Source organism: Streptomyces sp. NPDC059740 (assembly GCF_042733155.1).
In the GTDB taxonomy this organism is placed as follows: Bacteria; Actinomycetota; Actinomycetes; order Streptomycetales; family Streptomycetaceae; genus Streptomyces.
This window is the reverse complement of the sequence record NZ_JBHWGP010000034.1, coordinates 1-13,785: the sequence shown is the minus strand read 5'-3', so window position 1 is coordinate 13,785 and position 13,785 is coordinate 1. Positions and strand designations below refer to the sequence as shown.

Annotated in this window: 10 protein-coding genes; 6 read left to right on the top strand and 4 right to left on the bottom strand. The window is 75.7% G+C overall.

Annotation, left to right across the window (positions count from 1 at the left end):
* The first annotated feature begins 139 nt into the window (after positions 1–139).
* Positions 140–898 carry an aminoacyl-tRNA hydrolase gene (locus ACFV3R_RS28000; RefSeq protein ID WP_385588912.1) on the top strand — a complete coding sequence of 253 codons (759 nt, stop codon included), beginning with the start codon at positions 140–142 and terminating at the stop codon, positions 896–898.
* A gap of 152 nt (positions 899–1,050) precedes the next feature.
* Here the strand turns inward: ACFV3R_RS28000 and ACFV3R_RS27995 are convergent, their stop codons facing one another.
* Positions 1,051–2,652 carry an AMP-binding protein gene (locus ACFV3R_RS27995; RefSeq protein ID WP_385588910.1) on the bottom strand — a complete coding sequence of 534 codons (1,602 nt, stop codon included), beginning with the start codon at positions 2,650–2,652 and terminating at the stop codon, positions 1,051–1,053.
* 723 nt (positions 2,653–3,375) lie between these two features.
* Here ACFV3R_RS27995 and ACFV3R_RS27990 point away from each other — a divergent pair.
* From ACFV3R_RS27990 to ACFV3R_RS27980, 3 genes are all read left to right on the top strand, one after another.
* Positions 3,376–4,806 (top strand): DUF692 domain-containing protein, encoded by a 1,431-nt coding sequence (locus tag ACFV3R_RS27990; RefSeq protein ID WP_385588908.1) that lies wholly within the window; start codon positions 3,376–3,378, stop codon positions 4,804–4,806.
* A gap of 5 nt (positions 4,807–4,811) precedes the next feature.
* Entirely contained in the window at positions 4,812–5,831 is a 1,020-nt protein-coding gene (locus tag ACFV3R_RS27985) for a TIGR04222 domain-containing membrane protein (RefSeq protein WP_385588906.1), read from the top strand.
* Between the two features lie 301 nt (positions 5,832–6,132).
* Positions 6,133–7,740 (top strand): alpha/beta hydrolase, encoded by a 1,608-nt coding sequence (locus tag ACFV3R_RS27980; protein WP_385588904.1) that lies wholly within the window; start codon positions 6,133–6,135, stop codon positions 7,738–7,740.
* A gap of 57 nt (positions 7,741–7,797) precedes the next feature.
* Here ACFV3R_RS27980 and hemQ read toward each other — a convergent pair whose 3' ends face one another.
* Both hemQ and hemG read right to left on the bottom strand, forming a co-directional pair.
* Entirely contained in the window at positions 7,798–8,526 is a 729-nt protein-coding gene (hemQ, locus tag ACFV3R_RS27975; protein WP_385588902.1) for a hydrogen peroxide-dependent heme synthase, read from the bottom strand.
* Between the two features lie 11 nt (positions 8,527–8,537).
* A complete protein-coding gene (hemG, locus tag ACFV3R_RS27970; RefSeq protein WP_385588900.1) occupies positions 8,538–10,019 on the bottom strand; it encodes a protoporphyrinogen oxidase in 1,482 nt (493 codons plus the stop codon).
* A gap of 257 nt (positions 10,020–10,276) precedes the next feature.
* Here hemG and ACFV3R_RS27965 point away from each other — a divergent pair, with 257 nt between their 5' ends.
* On the top strand, positions 10,277–11,653 hold the full coding sequence (locus tag ACFV3R_RS27965) for an FAD-dependent oxidoreductase (RefSeq protein ID WP_385588898.1): 1,377 nt from the start codon (positions 10,277–10,279) through the stop codon (positions 11,651–11,653).
* A gap of 33 nt (positions 11,654–11,686) precedes the next feature.
* Here the strand turns inward: ACFV3R_RS27965 and hemE are convergent, their stop codons facing one another.
* The gene (gene hemE / locus ACFV3R_RS27960) at positions 11,687–12,811 is read right to left on the bottom strand and encodes a uroporphyrinogen decarboxylase (RefSeq protein ID WP_385588896.1); all 1,125 of its coding nucleotides are present in this window, start codon (positions 12,809–12,811) and stop codon (positions 11,687–11,689) included.
* A 157-nt stretch (positions 12,812–12,968) separates the two neighbouring features.
* Here hemE and ACFV3R_RS27955 point away from each other — a divergent pair, with 157 nt between their 5' ends.
* Positions 12,969–13,679: a DUF3000 domain-containing protein gene (locus tag ACFV3R_RS27955; RefSeq protein ID WP_385588894.1), complete on the top strand. Its 711-nt coding sequence runs from the start codon at positions 12,969–12,971 to the stop codon at positions 13,677–13,679.
* Positions 13,680–13,785: the final 106 nt, after the last annotated feature.

Below are 13,785 nucleotides of genomic sequence, written 5' to 3'. Positions count from 1 at the left end.
GGGGAGCGGGGAATGGGCGGGGCGATGGCCGGAGGGAGGCCCTCGCCGGACCCGTTCGAGGTGTGCGGCCCCCGGCTGTGGCCCCGGGGCGGCGGGGCCTCCCCGGCCGCCGGCGTCGCCCCGCTGGCAGACTGGTGCCGTGACCGGCACCGACCTTCCCCGCCCCGCCGCCTCGGCGGCCCCCGCTCCCGAGACCGCCGCCGCCCAGGCCGCCGCGGACGATCCGCAGGCCGCGCGGGAGTACGTGCTGCCGCTGGTGGTGCACATCGAGAAGGCGGACCCGCCGCGCCGGGTGGACGCCCTGGAGACGGCGGCCCGGGCCGTGCTGACCCTGCTGGCCGACGAGCGGGCGAACGGTGCCGGCGAGTGGGCGGCCGTGGTGCGCGACTGGCAGGACGCCCGTATCCGCAAGGTGGTGCGGCGGGCCCGTGGGGCGGAGTGGCGGCGGGCCGAGGCCCTGCCCGGGATCACGGTCGGGGGCGAGGAGGCCCAGGTGCGCGTGTTCCCGCCGGTGCCGCTGGACGGCTGGCCCAAGGACCTGGCTCGCCTCCAGGTCTCCGGCACCGAACTGACGGACCCGGAGCCGCCCGCGGACCCGTCCCCCGACGTGCCCGTGCTGTGGCTCGCCCCGGGGGTGAAGATGTCCGCCGGCAAGGCGATGGCGCAGGTCGGCCACGGCGCCCAGTTGGCGTGGTGGGAACTCGACGCGCAGGAGCGGGCCGCGTGGCAGGAAAGGGGCTTCCCGCTCGCGGTACGGGAGGCGGACGAGCAGGTCTGGCGGGAGGCCACGGCTGCGGGGCTGCCGGTGGTGCAGGACGCGGGGTTCACGGAGGTGGCTCCCGGCTCGTGCACCGTGGTGGCCGACCACCCGGCCCTGCGGGCGCGCGTCGGGCGCTGACCCCGGGGCACCCCCGGCGACCGGCCCCGGTACCGGCCCACGCATGCACCGGCCGTGGTGCCGTGCGGGTGGCAGGGGCCGGCCCGCGAAGCAGCCGGCCCGGCCGTGGAGCTCCCCCGGGCCGGGCCGGATGTCATCCGACGGTGCGCCGGTCAGGCGGCCTGCTCTGCCTCGACCTGGTGGCGCAGGGCCTTCTTGTCCGGCTTGCCGGCGTCGGTCAGCGGCAGTTCGGGGACGAAGACGATCTGCGCCGGCACGTACATCGCGCCCCGCTCCTCGCGTACCAGGGCGCACAGCTGCTCCTGGTCGAGCGTGCTGCCCGGGGTGGTGACGACCGCGGCGTGGACGCGCTCCATGCGGTCGGCGTCGCGCACCCCGAAGACGGCGCTCTGCTGCACCTGAGGGTGGGAGTTGAGCAGGTCCTCCAGCTCGGTGGTGTACACGTGGCCGCCGACCACGACGATCATGTCCTTGAGGCGGTCGACGATGGTGAGGTAGCCGTCGGCGTCGAGGAAGCCGACGTCACCGGTGTGCAGCCAGCCGTCGCGCAGGACCTCGGCGGTCAGCTCGGGCTGCTTCCAGTAGCCCTGCATGATGCTCGCGGACCGCACGCAGATCTCGCCGTGCTCGCCCAGCGGCAGGTCGCGGCCGGCCTCGTCGCGGATCGCCACCTCGACCCAGGGCAGCACCTTGCCGGCGGACCGCAGCCGCTCGGGGCGCTCCACGTCGTGCTCCTCGGGCGGCAGGATGCTGATGCCGCCCGCCTCGTTCTGCCCGTAGAACTGCACCAGCACGGGGCCGAAGCGGCGGATCGCGTCGGCGATGCGGACGGGGGAGGACTGGCAGCCGCCGTACGTCAGGCTGCGCAGGCTGGAGGTGTCGGTGGTGGCCGCGTCCGGGTGGTCGGTGAGCTGGTAGAGCAGCGGCGGCAGCAGGAAGAGGTGGGTGATGCGCTCGCGCTCGATCGCGGCCAGCACGGCGGCCGGGTCGAAGTCGGGGAGCAGCACGACCGTGCCGCCCGCGTAGAGCACCGAGTCGGCCAGCATCCCGCCCGCGTGGGCGATGGTGGTGCACACCAGCAGTCGCGGGGCCTCCTCACCCGGCTGCGGCAGCGGGTTCGCCACCTTGCGGTCCTCGGGCGCGGCGTCGTGCGCCGCCTGCTGTGCGCGGGTCGCCCCGCGGAACGCCTGCACCTGCTCGAAGGTGGTGCAGATGCCCTTGGGGTGGCCGGTGGTGCCGCCGGTGTGGCGGATGGTGCAGACGTCCTCCGGCCGGGCCTGGCCGGCGAAGGGTTCGCCGGACTCTGCGGCGGCCAGTTCCAGCAGGTCGGCCCCCACCTTGGCGGGGCCCAGGGTGAGGACGGCCGGGACGGGCGCCTGGGCCAGCACCTCGGCGGCGCGCTCGTCGTAGTCGGGGTCGACGATCAGCGCGTGGGTCTCCACGTCGCCGACGATCGTCGCCTGCACGTCGGCGGCGAGCTTGTTGTAGAGGTGGTTGACGCGGCAGCCGATGAGGTTGGCGGCGTAGCGGGCGGCGATGGCCTCCGGGAGGTTGCCGCTGAGCAGGGTGACGGTGTGGCCACGCTCGACGCCCTGGGCGCGCAGGGCGCGCGCGATGCGGTAGACGAGTTCGCGGAAGGCGCCGGCGGTGATGCGCTGCCCCTGGTGCACCAGTGCCTCACGCTCCGGGGCGGCCCCCAGCGCGTCGAGGTTCTCCTCCACGAAGGTGCGGAAGTCCGGTTCGGCGTCGGACATGTGTGGTTCCTCCTGACCTGGCGCGGTCATGCGGGTGCCGGCGCCAGCGGTACGTGCTCTTGGGTCGGTGTGGGGGGTCTGCCGGTCCCGTCGGGTGACGTGACGCGTCAGAGCAGTGCCCAATGGTTGCTTTCAGCAACTAGATCATGCTAACGGTTATCGATCATCGGTTCCAAACCGGCTGGGCGCGTCCGGCCCACCGCAGCCCGCCGACCACCCCCGTCCCTCCCGAGCCACGTCCAGGCACCCGGCGACCGAACCCGCCAGGCAACCGCGTCAACGCCACCTGGGGACCTGGTCTTCCCCAACCGCGGTGATCCGTACGTCACATGACGGCCTGTCGGCATTGCCGCCCACGGCCCGGGGAGCCGTCGCCACGACTAGCCGAGATCGGCGACAGCGACCACCGCAGCGGCGCGGCGGAACCCCCGGACCGCGCGTCCGGGACGAACACCGCAAACACCGCGGACACCCCGGAACTCCGCAGCTCCCGGCCGGCGCCGGCGCAGCCGCCCCGTTCGCGCCCTCCCCCGAAGGTGGTCACCGCGGCGGACCGGCCCCGTCGCACGCGAAGCTCAATTCCTGCTCTGAACACGGCGGACGGGGGTTGGCGGGAGCCCGGACGGCACAGATACCGGACAGCGCGACACCGCGGGGGCCGGTGGCGGGACCAGGGTCGGCGGGCGCCGCGGTGCGGGCCGGACCGGCACGGGGGGAGAGGGCATGACGGAGACGGACACGGTGGGCCCGGCCCGCACGGTCGCGGGCGGCAAGGGGCGCGGCGGCGGGTCGGCGGGGCCGCGGCTGGGCGCGGGCATCGGCTGGCGGCCGGAGATCGCCGAGGAGGTCGCGCGGCTGGACGTCGACTGGGTCGAGGTGGTGGCGGAGAACCTCTGCCCCGGCCATCTCCCGCCCGCACTGGAGGAGTTGGCGAAGCGCGGGAAGACCGTGATCCCGCACGGCGTCTCGCTCGGACTCGGCGGAGCGGACCGTCCCGATCCGGCCCGGCTGGCCGCGCTGGCCGACCGGGTCCGGGCGCTGGGGGCGCCGCTGGTGACCGAGCACATCGCGTTCGTCCGGGCGGGCGGACCGCTCACCGCCTCACCCGTGATGGAGGCGGGCCACCTGCTGCCGGTGCCCCGCACCCGGGACGCGCTGGAGGTGCTGTGCGAGAACGTCCGCATCGCCCAGGCCGCGCTTCCCGTGCCGTTGGCCCTGGAGAACATCGCCGCCCTCTTCGCCTGGCCCGGGGAGGAGATGTCGGAGGGGCGGTTCCTGACCGAACTGGTGGAGCGCACCGGCGTAGGGCTGCTGATCGATGTGGCGAACCTGCACACCAACCACGTCAACCGGGGCGAGGACCCGGCCCGCGCGCTGGCCGAACTGCCGCTGGAGGCTCTGGCGTACGTGCACGTGGCGGGCGGTGTGGAGCGGGACGGCGTGTGGCACGACAGCCACGCCCATCCGGTTCCGCCGCAGGTGCTGGAGATCCTCGGACGGCTCTGCGCCCGCACTGACCCGCCGGGCGTCCTCCTGGAACGGGACGAGGACTTCCCGGAACCGGGCGTGCTGGCGGGCGAGCTGGCGGCGATCCGCGAGGTGGCGGCCCGCGGCCACCTCCCGGGCCCGGCGGCCGTGGCGGGCGGGGGCTCCTGGGAGGAGCTTCGCTCGGACGCCCCCGCCCGGACCGCCACCACCGCGTCCGGGGCGGGCCGGCCCCTCGTGGCGGCCCCCGACGGTCCGCGGGACGGCGGCGGCGCACGGCAGCGGCTGGCGCTCGCCCAGACCGCGCTGCTGGCCTCGCTCGTGGCGGGCGCCCCGGTCCCGGAGGGCTTCGACGGGTGGCGCCTGGGGGTGCAGGGCCGGGCGCTGGTCGCCAAGCGCGCCGGGGTGGTGGCGCGGGTGGCGCCGGAGCTGCCGCACCTCCTGGGCGAGGCCTTCCGGCCGCTGTTCGCGCAGTACGCGGCGGGCCGCCCGATGCGTGGCGGCTACCGTCTGGACGCCCTGGACTTCGCCGCCCACCTCCTCGCGCGGGACCTGCCCGCCGAGCCGGCCGCGCGCCGCAGGCTCGCCCGGTGGCGGCGGGTCCGTGCCGCGCCGAAACCGCCCGTGGGGCACCGGGTGGTGACGCGGCTGCGACGGGGCCGGGGGTGAGGACGGTGGGCCCGGAACTGATGGTCGCCGCGGCGGCCGGCGCCTCCTCCTCGGCGGTCCTCGCGGTGACGTGGTGGTCCCGGCGGCCGCACCGGGCCCCCGGCCCCCGGCAGCGTGGACGGACGGAGTGGGAGGCCGCGTTCCTGGCGGGCGGTCCGTACCGGGTGGCGGACGCCGCGATCGCGGCGCTGCACGAGGACGGGCGGCTGTCGATCGGCGGGCCGGGGGTGGTCTCACTGCACCGGGCAGCCTCTGCGGACCCGGTGGCGGCCGCCGTGGCGCGCGTGGTGCGGGAGGTGCCGGACGGCTCCCTCGCCCGGGTCCGCCACGGGGTGGCCGCGACGCGGGCGGTGGCGGAGATCGGGGACCGGCTGGTGGCCGGCGGGCTGCTGCGCCGCCCCCGCGGTCAGCGGTGGGCCCTCCCGCTGGCGGCCGCCCACCTCATGCTCTGGCTGGTCTTCGGAGCGTCACTGCTGGCGCTGACCGTGGCGGGGCGGCTCGACGACTGGGCCGACGGGTACGGCACCCCCTTCGTGGCGCACGCCCTGCCCTACCTCCTCCCCTCGGTGGCGGTGGGCTGGGCGTGCCGGCGCGGCCAGGGGGTGCGGTTGAGCCCGGCCGGCGAGAAGGCCCTGGCAGGCCACCGCGCCCGGCTGGGCACAGGCCCCGTCCAGGCCGCCCCCACGGCCCTGCTCGTCGCGCTGCGCGGTTCCGACGCCCTGCCGGACCCGGTCACCCGCGCCCAGTTCGCCGCCGCCCGGTGCGTCCCAGGACACCTGGTCACGGGGCGCGGGACCGGCACCACCTGGTGCGGCGCGACGCTCGGCGGCCGGACGCCGGACGGCTGGGACAGCGCCGGCCAGGCACCGGGCCGGGCGGCCGCGGACGGCACGCCCCCGGGCCGCGCCCTCCCCGTCGGGACCCACTGGGGCCCGTCCCCGAACGGCTCCTGGTGGACCGACGGCCCCCCGGAGGGCGGCGGGGCTCCGTCTTCCTGCGGATGCTCCTTCTCCTGCGGGGGTTGAGCCCGGCCTCCTCCTGCGGGGCGGGGGCTCCCCCGGGCACCTCCCCCCCGCGCGACCTCGCCTCCGCGGGGCCTCGTGCACACCGGGTGCGCGCTGCCCCGCCCATCCGCCCGTCCGGCGCACCGGCCGCCCGCGCCCGCCGGACCTCCCTGCCCGCGCTCCCCGACGGGCCCCGACGCGCCCGGTACGCGGTCCACGCATCCGGGGCATAGCCGCCGACACCGTTGCACGGTGCTTTACTTCGACCCCGATCGGACCAATTATCGCTTTTGTTGGGTCAACCGAACGAAAGGGACGGCCTGTGAGAGCGCGAGCGTTGTACGGCACCGTGGCGGGGTCCCTGGTCCTCACCGCCCTCGTCACCGCACCGGCCACCGGGGCCGACGCCTCTCCCGAGCAGGCCACGGGGTCCGCCCCGGCCGCGCCCGCCGCCGTGCACCCCCTCACCTTCGGCCGCTGCCCGGCCGCGGAGCACCTGCCGTCCACCGTCCAGTGCGGCACACTCACCGTTCCACTGGACTACGCGCACCCCGAGGGCCGGAAGATCCAGCTCACCGTCAGCCGGGCCCGCGCGACCGGGAAACGCTCCGAGCACCAGGGCGCGCTGGTGTACAACCCGGGCGGGCCTGGCGCCTCCAGCATGGACTTCCCGCTGTACGGGCAGCTGGAGGCGTGGCGGCGGACGGCCCGGGCCTACGACTTCGTCGGCTACGCCCCCCGCGGTGTCGGCCGCAGCGCACCCCTGTCCTGCCAGGACCCGAAGGTCTTCGCGCAGGCGCCCACCGACAGCCCGGTGCACCCCTCCGAGGACTTCAAGCAGCGCAAGCTCGCCCAGGCCAAGGCGTACGCCCGCGGCTGCGCCCGCTCCGCGGGGCCCGCTCTGCCGTACTACAACTCGGTCAACAACGCCCGCGACCTCGACATGCTGCGCGCGGCACTCGGCCAGGACCGCCTCAACTACCTCGGGGCCTCCTACGGCACGTACTTCGGGGCGCTGTACGCCACGCTCTACCCCTCCCACGTGCGGCGCATGGTCTTCGACAGCGTGGTCGACCCTGATCCCGACCAGATCTGGTACCAGAACAACCTCGCCCAGAACGTCTCCTTCGAAGGGCGCTGGCACGACTTCCGCCGCTGGGTGGCGCGCCACGACGGGACGTACCACCTCGGCAGGGACGAGGCGGCCGTCGGGCGGGCCTACGAGAAGGTCCGCGACCGGCTGCGGCGCCACCCCGCGGGCGGCAAGGTCGGGCCCGGCCAGTTGCAGGCCGCCTTCCTCAAGGCGGGTTACAACGACGCCTACTGGCCGCCCCGGGCCGCCGCCCTGTCCGCGTTCCTCAAGGGCGACGAGAAGCCGCTGCTCGCTCAGGCGGCGCCCATGCCGGAGACCGCGAAGGAGGACGAGAACGGCAACGCCGTCTACACCGCGGTCGAGTGCAACGACGCGCCCTGGCCGCGCGACTGGCACACCTGGGACGCGGACAACACCCGGGTCGCGGCGAGCGCGCCCTTCGAGACCTGGGACAACGCCTGGCTGAACCTGCCGTGCGCGTTCTGGCCCAAGGGCCACAAGGCCCGCGTCAGCGACCTGCAACGTCCGCTGGACGTGGGGACCCTGCCCGGGGCGCTGCCCCCGGTGCTGCTGCTGGCCGCCGAGCGGGACGGCGCGACCCCCTACGCCGGCGCGCTGGAGCTCCAGCGGCGGCTGAGCGGCTCCTCGCTGGTGACCGAGCGGGGCTCGGGGACGCACGGCATCGCCTTCGGCGACAACACCTGCGTCAACCGCCACGTCGAGGACTACCTGCTCAAGGGCGTGACGGCGGGCCGGAGCAGCTTCTGCGGGCCGCACAAGGAGCCCTCCCCCACCCAGCGGGCGAAGGCGGACCGGGCCGCGAAGCACGTGAAGTGAGACGCTGCGGGCCGGACGGGCTGCCGTCCGGCCCGTGCGAGGCCGTGGTCGTCGGGCTCAGGCGAGGGTGGCGACCAGGTCCGCGACCGACTTGCGGCGGCCGGTGTAGAACGGCACCTCCTCGCGGACGTGGCGACGCGCCTCCGAACCCCGCAGGTGCCGCATCAGGTCGACGATGCGGTGCAGTTCGTCCGCCTCGAAGGCCAGCAGCCACTCGTAGTCGCCCAGCGAGAAGGAGGCGACGGTGTTGGCCCGCACGTCGGGGAAGCCGCGGGCCATCTTGCCGTGGTCGGCGAGCATCGTGCGGCGCTCCTCGTCGGGGAGCAGGTACCACTCGTAGGAGCGCACGAAGGGGTAGACGCTGACGTAGTTGCGCGGCGTCTCGTCGGCGAGGAACGCCGGCACGTGCGACTTGTTGAACTCGGCGGGGCGGTGCAGCGCCATGTTGGACCACACCGGCTCCAGCGCACGGCCGAGCCGGGTGCGGCGGAAGAGGTTGTACGCCTCCTGGAGCTGGTCGGCGGTCTCGGCGTGCCACCAGATCATGAGGTCGGCGTCGGCGCGCAGCCCGGAGACGTCGTAGGTGCCGCGCACCGTGACGTCCTGCGCGGCGAGCTTGTCGAAGAGGTCCTGGACCTCCTCGGCGTAGCCGGTGCGGTCCTCGGGCAGCACGTCGCGGAGCCGGAAGACCGACCACAGGGTGTAGCGGATGACCTCGTTGAGGTCCTTCGCCTTCTTGCCCGCGTTCGCGGCCTTCGCGGGGGTGGAGGAGGAAGCGTTGGTCATGTCCCCCATTCTCACTCTCCCGGCCGGGCGGCCGTCGCCAGGGTCGCGAGAAGGGCGTCGGCGGCCGAGGAGGCGGTCGCCACGCACGCGGGGATGCCGACGCCGTCCTGGTAGGCGCCGCACAACGCGAGCCCGGGCACGGCGGCGACGGCTGCCCGCACCCGTGCGACCCGCTCCAGGTGGCCGACCGGGTACTGCGGCAGGCCGCCGTGCCAGCGCACCACCCGCTGGTCCACCGGGCGGGCGTCCAGCCCGATCGCCTCCCGCAGGTCGGTGCGGGAGAGCTCCACCAGCTCGGCGTCCTCGCGGTCCAGCACGGCGCTCTCGCCCGCGCGTCCCAGGGAGGTGCGCACCACGAAGATGTCCGGTCCGCCGGCCTGGACCCAGCCCCACTTGTTGCCGGCGAAGGTGGCGGCCTTGATGTGGCGGCCCTCCACCGGCGGCACCAGGAAACCGCTGCCCGAAGGGGACGTCGCCAGGTCGGCGCGGCGGAAGGCGAGGCTCACCAGGGCCATCGAGGCGTACTCGACGGTGGCCAGCTCCGCGGCGGCGGCCGGCGCCTGGTCCACCAGGAGTGCGGCGGCTGCCGGTGCGGGCACGGCCACCACCACGCCGTCCGCGTCGAGCTGCCGGGTGCCCTCGGACCCGGTCACCACGACCCGCCAGCCGCCTGGCGTACGGGCGAGTCCGGTGACCTCGGCGCCGGTGCGGACCTCGGCCCCGCCGGCCCGCAGGGAGGCCGCGACCGCCGCCGGGAGGGTGCCGATGCCACCGGACAGGCCGGCGAAGACCGGCCCCTGCGCCGCGGGGCGCTCGGCGGCACGCCGCTGGAGTTCCTGCACGCCCGCCAGCAGCGACCGTTCGGCACGGGCCGCCTGGTAGAGCTGGGGGACGGCGGCGCGCATCGAGATCTGGTAGGCGTCCCCCGCGTACACCCCGCCCAGGAGCGGTTCGACGAGCCGGTCGACGACCTCCCGGCCCAGGCGCTGCGCCACGTACCGGCCCACGGCGACGTCCTCACCGACCTCGGTGCGCGGCAGGTGGGTGTCCTCCTCGATGCGGGCCAGGCCCTCGGGCGTCAGGACTCCGGAGGGGGCGAGGGCTGCCGGGTCGCCGGGCACCCCCATGACGTGGCCCTTCGGCATCGGACGCAGGGCTCCGCGGGACCACAGCGCTGCGGTGGCGGTGGTCGGCGACTGCAACCGGTCGCCGAGGCCGACGGCCCGGGCGAGGCCGACCGCCTCCGGCCGGCGCGCCAGCATCGACTCCGCGCCCAGGTCCACGGGGACGCCGCCGACCTCCCCCGCCCACAGCTTGCCGCCGAGCCGCCCGGAGCCCTCCAGCACGGTCACCCGGGCCCCTGCCCCCTGGAGGCGGTGGGCCGCTGCCAGCCCGGAGATCCCACCGCCGACCACCACGACGTGCGGGGCGTCGCCCGGCCCTGCGGCGGGGCGGTGGTGGGCAGCGGACCGGGGCGACGGGCTTGCTTCCATGAGACCAACTCTCTCACCGCGCCCCGGCGTCCCCGGCGGCGGGCACCGCGGGCCCGGCCCGCCTCCCCGGACGCGCCGTGCGCACCGGACGCCGTGCGCACTGCACCCCAGGTGACGGGGCGTGCCCTCAGGGGTCCTTGCCATATGCCCGCCCGGGCCGCGTGGTCTGGCAAGACCCCCTTAGCCTCGTGCCGTACGGCGCCTCTGCCGGGGCAGCCGTCACCCACGGCAGCACACCGCGACGAAGGGACAGCGCGATGGTCGAACGACTGGTGGTCGTCGGAGGGGACGCGGCGGGCATGTCGGCCGCCTCCCGGGCACGCCGGCTGCGAGGCCCCGGGGAGCTGGAGATCGTCGCCTTCGAGCGGGGGCGCTACTCGTCCTACTCGGCCTGCGGGGTGCCGTACTGGGTGGGCGGCGACGTGGACGGGCCGCAGGGGCTGGTCGCCCGCTCCCCCGAGGAGCACCGCAAGCGCGGCATCGACCTGCGCATGGGCACCGAGGTCACCACGATCGACCTGGACCGGGGGCGGGTGCTGGCCCGCGACCTGGCCGAGGGAACGGAACGCTGGACGGGGTTCGACAAGCTGGTGGTGGCGACCGGGGCGGTGCCGGTCCGGCCGCCGCTGCCGGGTATCGACGCGGCGGGCGTCCACGGGGTGCAGACCCTGGAGGACGGGCAGCGCCTGCTGGACACCCTCTCCCGTACCGAGGGCGACCGGGCGGTGGTCGTGGGGTCGGGGTACATCGGCGTGGAGATGGCCGAGGCCCTGGTCAAGCGCGGCTACCGGGTCACGCTGGTGGATCAGGCGGAGCAGCCCATGTCCACCCTCGACCCGGACATGGGCGAGCTGGTGCGCACCGCGATGGAGGACATGGGCATCACGACCGCGATGGGACGGCGGGTCACGGAGATCCGCACCGACGCCTCGGGGCGCGCCACGGCCGTGTGCACCCAGGAGGAGGAGTACCCGGCGGACGTGGTGGTGCTGGGCATGGGCGTCCGGCCGGGCACCGCACTCGCCGAGGCGGCCGGGCTGCCGCTCGGGGAGTACGGGGGAATCCTGACCGACCAGAGCATGCGCGTGCGGGGGCAGGAGGCGGTGTGGGCCGGCGGGGACTGCGTGGAGGTCCTGGACCTGGTCTCGCTGCGCCACCGCCACATCCCGCTGGGCACCCACGCCAACAAGCACGGGCAGGTCATCGGCGCCAACGTGGCCGGCGGTTACGCGACCTTCCCCGGGGTGGTGGGGACGGCCGTCTCCAAGGTGTGCGACCTGGAGATCGCCCGCACCGGCCTGCTGGAGCGCGAGGCGGCCGAAGCCGGGCTGCGGGTGGTGACCGCCACGGTGGAGTCCACCAGCCGGGCCGGCTACTTCCCCGGCAGCAGCCCCATGCACGTGAAGCTGCTGGCGGAGCACCGCACCGGGCGGCTGCTGGGCGCGCAGATCGTCGGGCGCGAGGGGGCGGGCAAGCGGGTCGACATCGCGGCGGTCGCCCTCACCGCCGGCATGACGGTGGAGGGTATGACCTCGCTCGACCTCGGGTACGCGCCGCCGTTCTCCCCGGTGTGGGACCCGGTGCTGGTGGCTGCCCGCAAGGCCGCCGCCGCGGTGGCGGCGGCCGTCGGCTGAGCCTCGCCCCCTCGGCGGGGGCGGGCGGCCGGGTCAGTGGGCCGCCGGCCCCCGGCCGTGCTCGTGCACGTACTCCACCAGCCGCGTCAGCGCGTCGGGGTCGGTGGTGGGGAGCACGCCGTGGCCGAGGTTGAAGATGTGTCCCTCCAGCCCGGCCGCGGCGGCCAGCACCTCGTCGGTCTTCGCCTCGACGGCCTCGGTGGGGGCGAAGAGGACGGCGGGGTCGAGGTTGCCCTGGATCGCCTTGCCGGGGCCGACGCGCCGCGCGGCCTCGTCCAGCGGGACCCGCCAGTCGGCGCCCACGACGTCGGCGCCGGCCTCGCCCATGAGGCCCAGGAGTTCGCCGGTGCCGACCCCGAAGTGGATGCGCGGCACCCCGTGCCCGGCCACGGCCTGGAAGACCTTGGCGGAGGCGGGCATCACGTGGCGGCGGTAGTCGGCGGGGGCGAGCGCGCCGACCCAGGAGTCGAAGAGCTGCACCGCCGAGGCGCCGGCCTCGATCTGGACGGTGAGGAAGGCGGCGGTGATGTCCGCGAGCCGGTCCATCAGGTCGGCCCAGAGCTGCGGGTCGCCGTACATGAGCGCCTTGGTGCGCTCGTGGTTGCGCGAGGGGCCGCCCTCGACCAGGTAGCTGGCGAGGGTGAAGGGGGCGCCGGCGAAGCCGATGAGCGGGGTCGCCCCGAGTTCGCCGACGAGCCGGCCGACGGCCTCGGTGACGTAGTGGACGTCGTCGGGCTCCAGCGGGCGCAGCCGGTCCAGGTCGGCGCGGGTGCGGATCGGGTCCTGCACGACGGGTCCGACGCCCGGCTTGATGTCGAGGTCGATGCCGACGGCCTTGAGCGGCACGACGATGTCGCTGAAGAAGATCGCCGCGTCCACGCCGTGGCGGCGCACCGGCTGGAGGGTGATCTCGGTGACGAGGTCGGGGCGCATGCACGAGTCGAGCATCGCCACGCCCTCGCGCACCTTGCGGTACTCGGGCAGTGAGCGCCCCGCCTGCCGCATGAACCACACCGGGGTGTGCGGCACGGGCTCCCGGCGGCACGCCTTGAGGAACGCGGACTGGTCCGGTCCCGCGGCGGCGGTGGCCCGCCGGCCCGGGAGGTTCTCCGCCGTGCGGTCGGCAGCGGGCGCGGGGGGAAGGTCGTTGGCACTCACACGGGCGATTTTCGCACGGGCGGCAGGGGGCTCCTCACCCACGGTCGGCGGCTGCGTCCGGTATGCGCCACGCCGGGTGCCGGACGCGGCAAACGGGCGACCCGCCCACCGGGTGTCCTCCCCGGTTGCGGGCGCTCCTCGGCCTAATCTTCCGGGCATGGCGGCGGCTCACGGACACTTCCCCAACGGCTCGGACCCCGGACAGGCGGGCGGTCGCACCACAGGTGCGGACGGGACCACCGACGCGGACGACGCGGGGAGCGTGGCCGCCGTCCTCTTCCGGCGCGCGGTCGAGACCCTGCACGGGGTACGGCCGCGCCCGGAGATCTCCACCGGCGTGCTGCCGGCGCCCAAACGCATGGCGCCGCACGCGTACGCGATGCAGGTCTCGGTGGTGGACCCGGCCGGCGACCCGGACGAGGAACTGGCCGACGGGCGTTTCGTGCTGCTCCACGACCCGGCCGGGCAGGACGCCTGGCGGGGCCGGTTCCGCGTCGTCACCCTGGCCCGGGCGGATCTGGAGCCGGAGATGGGCAACGACCCGCTGCTGCCCGAGGTGAGCTGGTCGTGGCTGACGGGTGCGCTCCAGGCCCGCGGGGCGGCGTACGACGAGCCCGGGGGCACGGTGACCCGGGCGGGTTCGCACTTCTTCGGGTCCCTCGGCGACCGGGAGGCCACCACCGAGCTGGAGATGCGGGCCTCGTGGACACCGGCGGAGGTGGGCGAGGTGCCGGCCCTCGGCCCGCACCTGGAGGCCTGGTGCGACCTGCTGTGCCAGCTCGCCGGCCTGCCGCCGGTCACCGTCGAGCAGGGGACGCCCGGCGGTGTGGTGCCGCTGCCGCAGCGTCGCGGCCCGCACGCCCGCTGAGGCGTTCCCCCACTCCCCGCCGGGGCCGCCCGCGCCCCCCCCCCCCGGCCGGGGGGGGGGGGGCCCCCCGGGGGGCGGGGTTGGGGGGGGGGGGCGCGCCCCCAAC